At 69.7% G+C, this 13,784-nt stretch carries 13 protein-coding genes; 5 read left to right on the top strand and 8 right to left on the bottom strand.

Going from position 1 to position 13,784, the window contains the following annotated elements; genetic code table 11:
- Positions 1-35 precede the first annotated feature (35 nt).
- From CVO96_RS09230 to CVO96_RS09215, 4 genes are all read left to right on the top strand, one after another.
- Positions 36-455 (top strand): isochorismatase family protein, encoded by a 420-nt coding sequence (locus CVO96_RS09230; protein WP_112778683.1) that lies wholly within the window; start codon positions 36-38, stop codon positions 453-455.
- On the top strand, positions 455-1,525 hold the full coding sequence (locus tag CVO96_RS09225) for a M42 family metallopeptidase (RefSeq protein WP_103311980.1): 1,071 nt from the start codon (positions 455-457) through the stop codon (positions 1,523-1,525). The genes CVO96_RS09230 and CVO96_RS09225 overlap by 1 nt, the downstream gene beginning before the upstream one ends.
- A gap of 305 nt (positions 1,526-1,830) precedes the next feature.
- Positions 1,831-2,547: an IclR family transcriptional regulator gene (locus tag CVO96_RS09220; protein WP_103311979.1), complete on the top strand. Its 717-nt coding sequence runs from the start codon at positions 1,831-1,833 to the stop codon at positions 2,545-2,547.
- Between the two features lie 245 nt (positions 2,548-2,792).
- Positions 2,793-4,649 carry a glycoside hydrolase family 43 protein gene (locus CVO96_RS09215; protein WP_103311978.1) on the top strand — a complete coding sequence of 619 codons (1,857 nt, stop codon included), beginning with the start codon at positions 2,793-2,795 and terminating at the stop codon, positions 4,647-4,649.
- Between the two features lie 54 nt (positions 4,650-4,703).
- Here CVO96_RS09215 and CVO96_RS09210 read toward each other — a convergent pair whose 3' ends face one another.
- The 3 genes from CVO96_RS09210 to CVO96_RS09200 form a co-directional block, all read right to left on the bottom strand.
- Positions 4,704-5,585, bottom strand: a complete 882-nt coding sequence (locus CVO96_RS09210) for a hypothetical protein (RefSeq protein WP_133161772.1) — start codon at positions 5,583-5,585, stop codon at positions 4,704-4,706.
- Positions 5,586-5,679: 94 nt separating this feature from the next.
- On the bottom strand, positions 5,680-6,729 hold the full coding sequence (locus tag CVO96_RS09205; RefSeq protein WP_103311976.1) for a Gfo/Idh/MocA family protein: 1,050 nt from the start codon (positions 6,727-6,729) through the stop codon (positions 5,680-5,682).
- A complete protein-coding gene (locus tag CVO96_RS09200) occupies positions 6,726-7,475 on the bottom strand; it encodes a ThuA domain-containing protein (protein ID WP_103311975.1) in 750 nt (249 codons plus the stop codon). The genes CVO96_RS09205 and CVO96_RS09200 overlap by 4 nt, the downstream gene beginning before the upstream one ends.
- Before the next feature lie 237 nt (positions 7,476-7,712).
- Between CVO96_RS09200 and CVO96_RS09195 the strand changes: the two genes are divergently transcribed.
- The gene (locus CVO96_RS09195) at positions 7,713-8,231 is read left to right on the top strand and encodes a DinB family protein (RefSeq protein WP_103313394.1); all 519 of its coding nucleotides are present in this window, start codon (positions 7,713-7,715) and stop codon (positions 8,229-8,231) included.
- A 9-nt stretch (positions 8,232-8,240) separates the two neighbouring features.
- Here CVO96_RS09195 and CVO96_RS09190 read toward each other — a convergent pair whose 3' ends face one another.
- From CVO96_RS09190 to CVO96_RS09170, 5 genes are all read right to left on the bottom strand, one after another.
- Positions 8,241-9,974 (bottom strand): dynamin family protein, encoded by a 1,734-nt coding sequence (locus tag CVO96_RS09190; RefSeq protein WP_103311974.1) that lies wholly within the window; start codon positions 9,972-9,974, stop codon positions 8,241-8,243.
- Positions 9,975-10,115: 141 nt separating this feature from the next.
- Complete coding sequence (locus tag CVO96_RS09185; RefSeq protein ID WP_103311973.1) at positions 10,116-10,916, bottom strand: PilW family protein; 801 nt, start codon at positions 10,914-10,916, stop codon at positions 10,116-10,118.
- Positions 10,909-11,367: a type IV pilus modification PilV family protein gene (locus CVO96_RS21060; RefSeq protein WP_103311972.1), complete on the bottom strand. Its 459-nt coding sequence runs from the start codon at positions 11,365-11,367 to the stop codon at positions 10,909-10,911. Before CVO96_RS21060 ends, CVO96_RS09185 begins: the two co-directional genes overlap by 8 nt.
- 28 nt (positions 11,368-11,395) lie before the next feature.
- Positions 11,396-11,890 (bottom strand): pilus assembly FimT family protein, encoded by a 495-nt coding sequence (locus CVO96_RS09175; RefSeq protein ID WP_165795254.1) that lies wholly within the window; start codon positions 11,888-11,890, stop codon positions 11,396-11,398.
- Entirely contained in the window at positions 11,887-13,716 is a 1,830-nt protein-coding gene (locus CVO96_RS09170) for a DUF4900 domain-containing protein (RefSeq protein ID WP_103311970.1), read from the bottom strand. Before CVO96_RS09170 ends, CVO96_RS09175 begins: the two co-directional genes overlap by 4 nt.
- Positions 13,717-13,784 lie beyond the last annotated feature (68 nt).

Genomic DNA, 13,784 nt, shown 5'->3' with positions numbered 1-13,784 from the left:
GGCGCCGTGAACGCCGGGCCGCTATCATCCAGCCCATGACCCTGACGCCCACCGCCCTCGTCCTGCTCAACGTGCAGCGCCATGAACTGGAAGGTCACCCGCAGGAGCGGGAGCTGGCCCGCGACTGGGCGCACCGGGTCGAGAGCGCCAGGGAGCACCGCGACCTGATCGTGCTGGTGCAGTGGGACGGCGCGCCGGACACGCCGGGGGAAACCTTCGGCAAGGGCTGGACGCTGCACCCGGATTTCCGCGCCGAGGCCGGCGACCTGCTGGTGCGGGCCGTGCGCCCCGACCCCTTCCGGAGCGCCGATCTGGGCGCCCTGCTGCATGGCCGGGCGGTGCGCGACGTGTTCCTGCTGGGACTGGAGGGCACGCCGGAACTGGAGGTGACCGCCCGCGCGGCGCAGGAGGCCGGCTTCGGCGTGGTGCTGCTGCCCACCCCGGTGGACGCCTGATGCCCGCCCCAGGCTTCGATCTGCCGTCCACCCTGGACGTCCTGATCCGGCTGCTGGACACGCCCAGCCCGACCGGCTTCACCGGGCAGGCGGTCGCGCTGATCGAGGCCGAGGTGCGCGCCCTGGGCCTGGAGACGCAGCGCACCCGCAAGGGCGCCCTGACCTGGGAGGTGCCCGGCCGCGGCACTGGCGATGGTGAGGCGCAGGCGCGCCACGTGACCTTCAGCGCGCACGTGGACACCCTGGGCGCGATGGTGAAGTTCATCAAGAAAAATGGCCGGCCACAGCTCAGCGCCCTGGGCGGTTATGACTGGGCGACCGTGGAGGGGGAGGACGTGCGGGTGCACACCCAGAGCGGCCGGGTGGTCACGGGCACGGTGGTCAACATCCGCCAGAGCACCCATGTGCACGGCGCGGCGCTGCGCGAGCTGCGGCGCGAGGCGTCGGTCATGGAGGTGCGGCTGGACGAGCGCACCGCCGACGCGGCCCAGACCCGCGCGCACGGCATCGAGGTGGGCGACTTCGTGAGTTTCGACGCCCGGCCCCGCGTGACCCCGGGCGGCTATATCAAGGCCCGGCACCTGGACAACAAGGCGGCGGTGGCGGTCTTCCTGGGCGTGACGAAGGCCCTGCTGGGCCGCCCGCCGGCCTGCACGATCGCCTTCCACGTCACCACCTACGAGGAGGTCGGGCACGGCGCGGCCACCGGCATCCCCCCGCACACGGGCGAACTGATCGCGGTGGACATGGCGGCGGTGGGCGAGGGTCAGCAGAGCAGCGAGCACCATGTGAGTCTGTGCGTGGCCGACTCGGGCGGCCCCTACGACCACGCCCTGAGCAACCGGCTGCGGCAGGCGGCGCAGCGGGCTGGCCTGGAGCTGCGGGTCGACCTCTACCCCTTCTACTCCTCCGACGGCACGGCCGCCTGGCGCGCCGGGGGCGACTACCCGGTGGCCCTGATCGGCCCCGGCGTGGACGCCAGCCACGCCTACGAGCGCACCCACACCGACGCCCTGGAGGCCACCGCCGCGCTGATGCTGGCGCATGTGCAGGCGCCGGACAGCGAGTAGCGCCCTGCAGGACTGCCCTCGCCGCCAGGCCCGCTGGAAGGACGCTGCGGAGGATCCCTCTGCTCCGCAGCTCTGCAAGTCCGCCCCTCCGGGGCACCTCCCCTTAAGGGGAGGCAAGGAACAGCCCGACCCAAATGGTTTTCTTGGCTCCCCTTGAGAGGAGCTGTCACTGAAGGTGACTGACTGGCACAGCTCCGCAGGAGAAGGGTCTCCGCGCCAAGAGCAATCCCTTTGACTGTGCGGTTGCCCTGATCACCGCCCCGCTGGGCGTGTACAAAGCCATGACGTCCCTGTAGGCTGGACAGGTGCTGTCCCTTCAGAAAGCGGCGACCATCCTGGGCGCCTTCAGTGCCGAACAGCCCGAGTGGGGGGTACGCGCGCTCTCGGCCCAGCTGGGCGTGCCGCGTGCCACGGCCCATGCCTACCTGGCCGGGCTGACCGACGCCGGCTTCCTGCGCCGCACCCCCGCCGGCAAGTACCGCCTGTCGTGGCACCTGGCCGAGATGGGCGCGCAGCTCACAGCCGCCCTGCCCTGGTTCCCGGAGGCCCGCGCGCTGATCACCCGGCTGGCGCTGGAGGTGCGCTCGGTGGCCTTCCTGTGCATCCTGGAGGGCGAGGAGGTGGTGGCGGCGATCCGCGAACGCCACCCCGACGCCGACATCGACCTGCCGCTGGACGTCTACCTGCCGGCCACCGCCACCGCCAGCGGCAAGATCCTGTACGCCCACGCCGACCTCACGCCGCGCAGCTTCGCGGCCTGCACGCCCAGCTCGATCACCTCACAGGACGAATGGCGCACCGAGGTCGCCAAGGTGCGCAAGCTGGGCTACGCCTATTCCATCGAGGAATGGATTCCGGGGCAATGCACGCTGGGGGTACCCTACCGCGCCCCGGACACGGGGCAGGGGGAGCCGGTGGTCGCCGCCATCGGCGTGCAGATGAGTGCCCAGCGTTATCTGCGCGAGGAACGCGCGGTGCGCGAGCGGGTGCTGAGCATCGTGCGGGAAGCCGAGGAAGGCTAAACCAGAGCTGCGCCCTGAATCGGCCACTCCCTGAAGCAGCGCTGTCCCCGCCCCCTGCCGCCGACGCCGCGCCGGGGGCGGCCCGCACCACGCCGGACAGAACAATGCCGCCCAGAACGGGGGAACTCAACTGGCCCGGCCCAGTGCAGCGGCCCAACGGTGATGGAAGACTCAAGGGCCGGCGAACCGCGCGCCCCCCACAGGGGGCCTAGAGTTCAGGAGCACCACAATCCAAGGGGGACTCTATGCCTGGAACTCTGGCCGGCCGTTCTCGTCGCTTCCGCCCGCCCCACTGGGCCCTGGTCACCCTCGCCGCCCTCACGCTCACGGGCTGTCAGCAGACGCCTGCGGGCGCGGCGCTGCAGGCCCAGGGACGGCCCCAGACCTACAGCAACCCGCTGCCTATCCGCACGCCGGGCGGGCCCATCGAGACCTGCGCCGATCCGGAGATTGTGCGGGGCCAGACCGCCGGAGACACCGACTGGTACCTCTACTGCACGACCGATCCGCACTCGGGCCGCGACCGGGACGCGAACGGGAACCTCATCTTCCATCCCATCAGCATGGCGAGGTCGCGCGATCTGGTGAACTGGACGTACGTGAGCGACGCCCTGCCGCAGAAACCCGCCTGGGTGCGCCCCGACGCGGGACTGTGGGCGCCGGACGTCGAGTACCTGAACGGCAAATACCACCTCTACTACACCGCCAGCGAGACCGTGGAGGGCGGAAGCGCCATCGGAGTGGCGACCAGCGACAGCCCGCTGGGGCCGTGGGTGGATTCCGGCGCTCCGGTGGTCGAGCCCCATCCGGCGCCCTGCTGCCCCGGCAGCCGCCGCTGGACCTTCGATCCGGCCGTGATCCAGGACGACCGCGGGCAGCGCTGGATCTACTACGGCTCGTATTTCGGCGGGATCTCGGTTCGCAAGCTCTCGGCCGACGGGCTGCGTTCCGATCCGGCCAGCCAGACGCAGGTCGCCAGCGCCAACCGCTACGAGGCCAGCAACGTCTTCCGCCACGGGGGCTACTACTACCTCTTCGTGTCCAGCTCGGACTGCTGCCGGGGGCCGTTGACCGGCTACAGCGTGTTCGCGGGGCGGTCGCGGACTCCGGACGGCCCCTTCCTCGACAAGGGCGGCGTGGATCTGAACGCCGCCTACGTGGGCGGCACCCCGGTCATCAGCATGAACGGCAACCGCTGGGTCGGCCCCGGTCACAACGCGGTCTTCACCGACGCCGCCGGGCAGGACTGGACGGTCTACCACGCCATCGACCGCGCCGACCCCTATCTGGCCGAGGCCGGCGGCATCAACAAACGCCCGGCGCTGCTCGATCCGCTCGACTGGGTGGACGGCTGGCCCACCGTGCGCGGCGGCCTGTGGGCCTCCGACGAGCCCATGCCCGCGCCCGCCGCGCAGCCCGGCGAGCGCAGCCGATACCGCACCCCCAGGGTGCGCGTGGAGGTACCCGGCAAGCTGCTCGGCGCCTACAGCGACGAATTCACGGCCAGCACCCTGAGCCCGGACTGGAGCTGGGTGCGCCCGCCGGCCCAGGGCGTGGCCGCGCTGGAGGGCGGCGCCCTGCGCTTCAGTACCCAGGACGCCGACCTCTTCGAAGACCGCGACGACGCCTCGGTGCTGCTGCGCGCTGCCCCGCAGGACGACTACCTGGTCGAAACGCGCCTGACCCTGAACCTGCCCCCCCAGGGCTGCTGCTTCAATTTCCGGCAGGCCGGGCTGGTGGTGTACGGCGACGACGACCGCTACGTCAAGCTGGCCCAGGTCAGCATCTTCGAGACGCGCCAGCTCGAGTTCGCCAAGGAGGTGCCGGCCGGCGCCCCCGGCTTCCCGCGCTACGGCAGCACCGTGCTGAGTGCCGGCGCCGAGACCGTCTGGCTGCGGATCGCCCGCTCCCTTGAAGACGGCGAGGAGCACTACACCGCCTTCTCCAGCCGCGACGGGCAGACCTGGACGCGCGGCGGCACCTGGACGCACACGCTGGGAGGCGCGGCGCGCATCGGGCTGGTGTCGCTGGGCGGGCCCGGCTTCACCGCCCGCTTCGATTACCTGCGCGTCTACGACCTGAAGCAGAAGAAGTTGGAATAGCAGGGTCGTTGGAGAGGGGCGTCCGGCAGCACGCGGACGCCCCTTTCCCGGTCTTCAGTAGGTGATGGTGCTGAGCATGGCCGTCACGGTGCCGGGCGCGCCCTGCCGGAAGGCGAGGATGCCGGTCACGGCCTGTCCGTCCTGCTGGAACGACCAGACCGTGACCACCTGATCCCTGGGCGTGACGCGGCTGAGCGCCTGCCAGCCCTTCGCGCGGAGCTGGGCGCTGTAATGGTCGCTGAGCTGGGCGGGAGTCAGGGTGCCCTGAATCCGTGCGGAGACGGTGAAGCCCCCGCTGCCGCCGCCCCCACCGGTCGGGAACACCGTAACCCCTGCCGGCGGGGTCAGTGCCGGGAGGGAGCCGTACAGGCCAAGCTCCGCAAACCCCTGCGCGGTGCGGATCTCCTCGGCCAGCTGAGGCGCCTCGTTCACGCCCAGCTGGGCGTAAGGGCGGCCCCCCTGCTGGTAAACGGTCAGGGAGGCCCGCAGGCCCCCTGGCCCCGCCCCGGAGGCACGCCGGAAATACACCGTAGAGAAGCTGCCGCCGCCGGTAGGCAGGAAACCCCCGCCCATCTCGCGGTCACGCGGCTGCGGGAAGGGCTGGAAGCCGGCCCCGGTCAGGGCGCGGCGCACGGCGCTGTCCAGGCCACCCACATCGGAGCCGCTCAGGATGACGGTCTGCCCGCCCTGCTCGGGTGTGGGCGCCCGGCGATCCACCGTGCCCACCAGCCGCACCCCGGGCAGCCCCGAGAGCTGGATGGCGAACCCCCCAGGCAGCGCCCCCGGCAGCAGGGTCACGGTCGCGGAGCCGTCCCAGCCGGCCAGCGCCTGCGAGACCAGTTCCTCTCGCAGGCTGGGCTGAGGGGCGCTCTGGGCCGGAGCGAACGAGAGGAGTGCGGCTGCGGCCAGCGCCGTCCAGCGGTGAGTTGTGGGCATAGCCCAGTTCAGCATCCGGGCCTGACGCCGAGGTGAGCGGCGGAACCCGGAATCTTCAGCCGTGTGTTCAGGAACCATGTACTCAGCTCGACCCTCAGCCCACCTGCACCGGGGCCAGCGTCACGGGCACCGGCAGCCCGGTGCGCGCGCTCTCGTAGGCGCCCAGCACCAGGCGCACGCTCTCGCGGCCATCCTCGCCGCTGCAGACCACCGGGGCGCCGCGCTCGATGGACTCCACGAAATGGCCCACCGAGCGCACGTGCGCGTTGTCCACCGTGGCGAAGTCGTACCAGGTCTCGTCGGCGGCGTGCCACTCGCTGAAGCCGAACTCGCGGTTCAGGAAGCGCAGCCGGGCCTTGCCCAGCCGGTTCGAGCACTCCAGGGCGCCCTGCGTGCCGTAGACGTGGAAGCTCTCCTCCCAGCCGGTGGCCGTCCAGGCACTCTCTACCGAGGCCAGCGCGCCGCTTTCCATCTCCAGGGTGGCGAGCGCCGTGTCCTCGACCTCGATCTCGAACTTCAGGGTCGCCATGCGGGCGTAGATGGAGCGGACATCGCCGCCGAAATAGCGGGCCAGATCCATCATGTGGCAGCCGTTGTCGAGCAGGGTGCCGCCCCCCGAGGCCGCCAGGCTGCCGAACACGCCGCGCACCGTCTCGGCGCCGCCCCAGTCGTGGGCCTGGCGCAGCCGCATGTGGGTGACCTTGCCCACCCGGCCCTCGTCGATGAGTCTCCGGGCGGTGCGGGCCAGCGGGTTGGAGCGCAGATGGTGCCCGGTCTGCAGCACCGCGCCACCCCCCCTGGCCGCCGCGATCATGGCGTCGCAGGCGTCCAGATCGAGCGAGAGGGGCTTCTCGCAGAGCACATGGATGCCGCGCTCCAGCGCCGCGATGGAGGCGGGAGCGTGGAAGGCATTGGGGGTGCAGATGCTCACGGCCTGCACGTCCTCGCGCTCCAGCAGTTCCTCGAAGGAGGCGTAGGCCCGCACTTCCCAGTTCTTCTCGCGCAGCTGCCGGATGGCCTCGGAGGCGTCCGCGATGGCGACCACGTTCACGCCGGCCTGCTTGTAGCCCTCGAAGTGCCGCTGCGAGATGCCGCCCGCCCCGATGATGGCCGCGTTCAGGAGCCTGGGGGTGGGGGCGCTCACACGTCCTCCGGGAGCTTTTCCAGAGGCTGGCGGTTGCCGAACGAGCGCGGCGCACTCGCCGTCGGCGCGGCCCAGCGCACGCCGTTGGCGATCACCTGCCGCACCCCTTCGTGGTAGTAGGTCGGGTAGGTCTCGTGGCCGGGGCGGAAGTAGAAGATCTTGCCGCTGCCGCGCGTGAAGGTGCAGCCCGAACGGAAGACCTCGCCCCCCGAGAACCAGCTCACGAAGATCAGTTCGTCGGGCGTGGGGATGTCGAAGTGCTCGCCGTACATCTCCTCGCGCTCGATCTCGATGTACTCGCCGACCCCCTGCGCGATGGGGTGCGCGGGATTCACGACCCACAGGCGCTCCCGGTCGTTCGCCTCACGCCACTTCAGGTCGCAGCCGGTGCCCATCAGGCGGGTAAAGGGTTTGGAGAAGTGCCCGGAGTGCAGCACGATCAGGCCCATGCCGTCCCACACGCGCCGCACGACCTTCTCGGCAATGTCGTCCTGCACGTCGCCGTGCGCCTTGTGGCCCCACCACAGCAGCACGTCGGTGTTCGCCAGCACCTCGTCGGTCAGGCCGTGCTCGGGCTCGTCCAGCGTGGCGGTGCGGACATTCTGGTAGCCGTGCGCCTTCAGGCCGTCGGCCAGCGCGACGTGCATTCCATCGGGGTAGATGCTGCTCACCTTAGGGTTCTCGTGCTCGTGGCGGTACTCGTGCCAGACGGTCACGCGGGGCTGAGTCGGGATGGACTGGGTCATGGATGTCTCCTGGGGGCGGGGCGTTGGGGATGGGGTCTGAATCGATTCAGTGTAGTGGATGGCCGGGCGGGGAGGTGGACAGGCCAAAGCTGCGGATGATGCTAGCCGAAAATCCCCTGGAGCGGCATCTGCGAACCGCAGTGGTGGGCTGCGCCCGCCCACCTGCATTTACGCCACATGGCTCATGGCTCGACGTCTCCTCGGCACCTACGCTCAGTCATCCATATGCTCAGTGCCATGACCACCCCACACCCCGAAACCCTGCCCGATCTCCTCTGGACGGAATTCGGCAGCGCCCTGCAGATGCTGGAAAGCGCCATCACCGCCTGCCCGGCCGACGTGTGGGGCAGCGAGGCCGGCTTTCAGGAGTTCTGGTACATCGCCTATCACACGCTGTTCTTCACCGACTTCTACGGCAGCGAATCGACCCACGACTTCAAGCCACCCCCGCCCTTCACCCTGAGCGAACTCGACCCCCAGGGCGTCTTCCCGGAGCGGGTCTACACGAAGGAGGAACTGCTGGACTATCTGGCGTTCGTCATGGACAAGAACCGCGCCCTGATCCGCCGCCTGACGCCCGAGAAGGCCGCGCAGCGCTTCGAAAACGAGTTCCAGAACTTCAGCCTGCTGCATCTGGTGCTCTTCACCACCCGGCATGTGCAGCATCACGCCGCGCAACTGCATCTGCTCCTGCGCCAGCGTGTGGACGCCACGCCGGGCTGGGTGAAGACGCCGAGGTGGGCGCTGGAGGGCTGAGCCTCTCCCCTAGCCCAGCGCCTTGACTTCACCCTGCAGCGCCTCCAGTTCGGCCCGCAGCTCGGCCGCCCTGACCTGCGCTCCGGCCAGCCGCGCCTGCTCCTGCTCGGTGAAGCGGGTGTAGGGGCTGATGGCGTCGCGCAGCCGGGCGTCGGCGCGTTCCTGCTCGCGCTCGTACTCACGCCGCACGATGCGCTCCAGGGCCTCGCGCAGCTCGGCGATCTTCTGGCGCAGCTGCCGGTGCGCCTGCAGCCGCTTGTTGGGCAGCACGAACAGCCCGAGCGAGCCCAGCGTGAGCCCGGCCAGGATGCCGCCCGTGAAATCCAGCGCGCTGGCCCCGATCAGGGCGCCGATGCCCGCGCCGATGCCCACGCCCCCCGCCAGCCCGCCAATCGCGCCCTTCATGGCGTCCTCGGCGTCCTGCGAGAGCTGGCGGCCCAGTTCGTGCTCGGTGGTCAGCTCCAGGTGCTCGCGCGCACTTCCGGCGATGCCCTCCAGCAGCGCGCCCCGGTCGTAGGAAAAGCGCGTGCGCGCCACCTCGCTGCTGGGCTGGCGGCGGATCAGGAAGGTCTGCACGTCTTCCCAGAAATGCAGGTTGGCCTCCACGAAGCGGTCGATCATGGAGCCGAACTGCCGGTCGATGGCGTCGGGCAGCTCCGCCACCGCCTCGCGCCGGAAGCCCTCTTCGAGATCGCGCGGATTCATCAGGCCGCGCAGGTTGGAAAAGCGCAGCTTGCTGTCGATAAACCGGTCGGCACGCAGCTCGAACTCGCCCAGCAGTCGGGCCACGCGGTTGAGCTGCCCATCCAGTTCGCCCAGCATGGCGACGCCATGCCGCTCGCGCTGGGCTTCCAGATCCTTCAGGATGGCGAGGTCTTCGGTGAGGGTGGTGCTGGCCGCCGCCGCGCGCGTGTCCTCGCCGCCCAGCAGTTCGGCCGCCATGCCCAGCGGGCTCTGCAGCTTCAGGCGGGTGCGCTCGGTCTCCGAGAGGCGCATCCGCAGCACCTCGCGCAGCGCCTGGAAACCGGGGTCGTGCTGCCCGCTGGGCTGGCCGCGCTGCTCGCCGCGCGCACTGATCAGCAGCACGGGCGGGGTCAGGCCCAGCACGCCCCGCGCGCCGGCCTCGACGAATTCGCGCACCTGGGCCTTCTGCTCGAGGGTTTCCAGCAGGTCGGCCTTGTTCACCACCATGATCACCGAGCGGCCCCAGCGCGCCGCCAGGCTCAGGAACTGCCGCTCGGACTCGGTGAAGGGCCGATCCGAACTCGTCAGGAACAGCACCAGATCGGCGCGGGGGAGGAAGCCCTCGGTCAGCGCCTGGTGCTGGCGGATGATCGCGTTGGTGCCCGGAGTATCGACCAGCGCCACGCCCTCCAGGCTGGGCAGCGGGTAGGTCAGGCGGCTCACGAAGGGGTCGCGGGTGGGCTCCATCTGTCCCGGCGTGTCGCCGTGCACCAGCACGTAGATGCGGTCCGTGGTGGGCGTGACCCCCTCGGGCAGCACCGGGGCCCCCAGCAGGGCGTTCACGAAGGAACTCTTGCCGGCGTTGAACTCGCCCACCACGACCAGCAGGAAGGTCTCGTCGAGCGCGCGGGCGGCGGTGCGGGCGTGCTCCACGGCCTCGGGCGGGGCGCCCTGGGCCTCCAGAAAGGCCTGGATGTCGGCCAGCAGCGTCCGCTCCCGCGAGAGCAGCGCCTGGACAGGATCGGACACGAGCCCGGAGGTGAGCCCAGAAGGAAGCATGGGGGTCAGTGTAGAGCCTGCACTCCGGGCCGGGTGGGGCGGGGCAGATCAAACGTTGAGCCCCGCGCCCGCTGCTCCCCGGCGCAGGGCAGGGGGCCGGAGATCAGCTCCCCAGCCCCCTGCACGCAGCCCTGACGGGCCTTAGTTCGGGCTGACCGGCTTGCCCACGTTGCGAGGATAGACCGCGACCTCGTAGCGCCCGGTCTGCGGCACCCGCGTCTCCCGTGACCCCAGGCGGGCGCTGGCCAGACGCATGGTCAGGCGGCTCACCCCCTGCTGCTGCCCGTCGACCTGGGAAAACAGAGCGCTCTCGCTGGTTGCAGGTGGGCGCAGATAATCCATGACGATCCGCCCATCCTCGCCACTGATGCCGGTGGCCTGCGCCGGCCCCAGCACGGTGCCCAGCGCCAGCGAGGCGTAGGGGCGCCGGTATTCCATCAGGAGCCAGGCCGACGAATCGTTGCGGGCGTCGGGCCCCGGTTGGGCGGCCCCGGTCGCGTTGGCGGTCACCGTGCCGCGCTGCACCGGGTAATAGGCGTAGAAGGTATAACAGAACTGCGGCCCGCCAGTAACGCAGCTTCCGCTCTCCTCGGGCGGCAGGATCACCGCGACGATGGGGTCGGTGCCGACCGTCCAGGTGCTGCTGCCCGCCCCCGGCTTCTGGGTGGAGAAGCTGTTGGTGGCACTCAGGGTCAGGGCGGTGCCGGTCGGGAACACGTAGGCGGCCTCGCGGAGCTTGGCGGCCACATAGTTCTGGGCCAGCTGGGTTTCAGCCACCAGATCGTTGCGGCTGTTCAGCAGGCTGGAGGTCTGGCTGGTCGAGATGTTCAGCGAGAGCAGGGCGCTGGTCACCACGCCGGCCAGGGCGAGGCCCACCAGCAGCTCCACCAGGGTCAGGCCCTGCTGACGGCGCCTGCGGGGGCGGCTCAGGAAGTCAGTCATTGGACTGGGCCACTTCGGTGACCAGCGTGGAGGGGCGGCCCCCCACCGTGGCGGTCACGGTGAGGCGGCGCAGCGCGGGCGAGGTGGTGGGAGCGGGGTCGGTGCGCGGGCCGGTCGAGCCGAGGCAGGCGGCCAGGGTGCTGCGCGTCAGGGGGGTGGCGCTGCCGACCAGGCCGAGCTGGGTGTCCAGATTCTGCACGCTCACCGTGACCGTGGCCGGGAAGGCGTCGCCGGTCACGCAGCCGGCGTCGTATTTGCCCCAGTTGAGCCACTGGCCCCGGACATCCTCCAGCGTGGCCTGCGCGACCGAGGTGGCGTCGGTCTGGGCCATGCTCTTGCGGGTCAGGCCGAACATGCCGGTCAGCGGCCCGAGCACGGCCGTGATGATGACGCCGAGGATCATGGTGGCGACCATCACCTCGATGAGCGTGAAGCCGGCCTGCCGGGACATGATGCTGGGGCGAGGCACCCGGACGGAATCAATTCGTAGCACTGAGAACCACCTTTCCTGTGACGCCCACGAGTTTCACGTAGAGCTTTTTGCTCGACCCGGGAGCTGACACGACCCAGACGAGCCCCACGCGGGGGCTTACATTGGGATTCAGTTCGGCGTAGGGAGCCGAGAAGATTGCGCTGCTCCCGCCGCTGTCGGCCGAGAGCTGGAGATTGTGGGGCAGCGTCCGGACCTCAGCGACGCTGTTCTTGGTCAGGGTGTAGCTGTTCGGATTGCTGGTGCTCAGCGAGAACTTGAGCTCGGCCGAATCGCGCTGGGCCTGGCTGCGCAGGCGCTGGAGTTCGGTCACGACCTGGGTGGCGCCGTCGCGCAGCTGGCTCTGGCGCAGCGCGGAGATGCCCAGGGGGGCGCCGATCATGAGGGCAATGGCGAGCACCGCCAGCACGGTCAGGATCTCCATCAGGGTGAAGCCCTGGCGCCGCCCGCTATGGGGGTCGGGCAGCCGTCGCGCCGCCTTCATCGGCCCTGCTTGAGCACGCCGGTATCGAAGAAGGCATCGGCGTTCGATTCCCATTTCTGCTGCGTGGGGAAGTAGGGGGGCCCATAGCCGTCGCTGAAGCGCGGATCGTATTTGTACTTGCGGTTATAGCCGCCCGAGCCCGCCGAAACGGTCTGCGACTGATCCTCGACCACGCCGCCGATCAGGTTGACATTGGGCTTGGGGCTGCCGCGCGAGGAGCTGGCGTTGACGGTGCCGAAGCCCTTGCCATTGGCCGAGGCCAGGATGGTGGCGTTGACGTTCATGTCCTGATTGCTGGGGCCGTCGAGCAGGATCGTGCCGGTCGAGTTGAACAGGCCCAGCACGTTCAGCGCGTCGGGGTTGAGCGTGGGATCCTGCGAGTAGGTCACGCTGTTTTTGAGCTTCATGTCGCCGTTGCTGAGGCTGATGTTCAGGGCCGAGTTCTCCCCGATATCGGGGGCCGTGGTGTTGTCGCCGTACAGATCGACGGATCCGTTGACGTAGATCACGCCGTTGAAGCTGCCCTGCATGGGGGTGTTGGAGGTCATGGTCGCTCCGTTGTAGATCCGGCGCGTCCAGTTCCCGCTGGCGCCCTCCTGCAACTTGGTCAGCTGCACCACGCCGCCCACGGTCTGGGAGATCTCGATGATCTGCCTGGTGGGGTTGTTGCCGGTCGTGGAGAGCGTGATCTTGGCGTCGCCCTGCACGTAGAGGCCTCCAAACAGGGTGTTGGGGGTGCCGGGCTTGCTCATGTACACGCCGGTACCCACCGTGCTGACCCCCAGGGCGCTGTTGAGTTCAGTGGAGGTGACCGCGTTCGTGTTGGTGGTGTCGCTCAGGCCCAGGGCCGCGCGCATCTGGTTGTTGCTGTTGGTCGGCAGGGGGATCACGCCGGTGTTGTAGGTGGGCTTGCCGCCCTCGGGAAATACGCTGGCGCACGTACCGGCGTCCAGCACGGTCTTGGTACAGGGCAGGCCCTGGTAATCCACCGCCGCGCCCGCGGTGGTCAGCTCCCCGTAGAATTTGGGGTTGCCCGACAGGCGCAGGGTCTCATTCGTGTGCACTGGCCCCCGGAACTCTTCCCCGTCGCTGAAGTACAGGGCGCCGCCCGTGGTCGCGCTGGTCGTGTGGTTGCGGAACTGGGCGTAGGTCGCGAACGAGGGCCGACTGAAGGTCAGCACGAACAGGCCGTCCGAGCTGGCGTTCAGCACGCGCCGGGCCGGACTGCTCACGCCGGTGCTCTGAACACTGCCAACCCTCATCCGCAGCTGTAGCTCAGAGATGTCAGTCTGCAGCACATCGACAGCCACGAGCCTGTTCTTGACATTCACGCTGGCGCCGTTGACCGTGCCCTCGGGCAGGGCGTAGCCGGTGCCGAACAGTTGAGTCCAGGTGGCTGCCGTCCAGCCTGCAGGCATGGCCGCAGCCGGCATCAGGCCCGCCAGCAGGGTGCCCGTCGTGGAGCCGGGGCCCGCGCTGCACAGCTTCAGGGGCTGCGCCAGGGCGACCTTGGAGAAGGCCGGCACGGAGCCCACACTGACCCCACAGAAGCTGGCCACGTAGCTCCGCAGGGCGGTCTCGCTGGTGGGATGTGGAAGCGCGATGGCCCCCAGCGCCTTCTGCACCTGGGCCAGCTGGTTCTGCCCCCGGGCGATCCCGGCTTCCGCGGCATACTGGGCGACCAGCAACTGGTTCTGCTCCTGGCTGCTGGAGCGCGAGCGCAGGGCGATCTGACTGGTAACGACCAGGGTCATGGCCACGAGCATCATGACCAGCAGGCTGGTATAGACCAGGGTGGCGCCTTCGGTGGCGAGAGAGCGCTTCATCGTGCCGATTGTCGGGCCCGCCTGATCCTGAAGCTATCCCCAACCCAGGTGAGGCCATTCAGGGGGGG

This window comes from Deinococcus koreensis, assembly GCF_002901445.1.
Lineage (GTDB): Bacteria > Deinococcota > Deinococci > Deinococcales > Deinococcaceae > Deinococcus > Deinococcus koreensis.
The sequence above is the reverse complement of the archived record's forward strand: the minus strand, read 5'-3'. Positions and strand labels throughout refer to the sequence as shown.

What these genes read in the sequence shown, in the direction of transcription:
- CVO96_RS09230 (WP_112778683.1), top strand. Translation starts at nt 36, where the DNA reads ATGACCCTGACGCCCACCGCCCTCGTCCTGCTCAACGTGCAGCGCCAT.
- CVO96_RS09225 (WP_103311980.1), top strand. Translation starts at nt 455, where the DNA reads ATGCCCGCCCCAGGCTTCGATCTGCCGTCCACCCTGGACGTCCTGATC.
- CVO96_RS09215 (WP_103311978.1), top strand. Translation starts at nt 2,793, where the DNA reads ATGCCTGGAACTCTGGCCGGCCGTTCTCGTCGCTTCCGCCCGCCCCAC.
- CVO96_RS09210 (WP_133161772.1), bottom strand. Translation starts at nt 5,585, where the DNA reads ATGCCCACAACTCACCGCTGGACGGCGCTGGCCGCAGCCGCACTCCTC.
- CVO96_RS09200 (WP_103311975.1), bottom strand. Translation starts at nt 7,475, where the DNA reads ATGACCCAGTCCATCCCGACTCAGCCCCGCGTGACCGTCTGGCACGAG.
- CVO96_RS09195 (WP_103313394.1), top strand. Translation starts at nt 7,713, where the DNA reads ATGACCACCCCACACCCCGAAACCCTGCCCGATCTCCTCTGGACGGAA.
- CVO96_RS09190 (WP_103311974.1), bottom strand. Translation starts at nt 9,974, where the DNA reads ATGCTTCCTTCTGGGCTCACCTCCGGGCTCGTGTCCGATCCTGTCCAG.
- CVO96_RS09185 (WP_103311973.1), bottom strand. Translation starts at nt 10,916, where the DNA reads ATGACTGACTTCCTGAGCCGCCCCCGCAGGCGCCGTCAGCAGGGCCTG.
- CVO96_RS21060 (WP_103311972.1), bottom strand. Translation starts at nt 11,367, where the DNA reads ATGTCCCGGCAGGCCGGCTTCACGCTCATCGAGGTGATGGTCGCCACC.
- CVO96_RS09175 (WP_165795254.1), bottom strand. Translation starts at nt 11,890, where the DNA reads ATGAAGGCGGCGCGACGGCTGCCCGACCCCCATAGCGGGCGGCGCCAG.
- CVO96_RS09170 (WP_103311970.1), bottom strand. Translation starts at nt 13,716, where the DNA reads ATGAAGCGCTCTCTCGCCACCGAAGGCGCCACCCTGGTCTATACCAGC.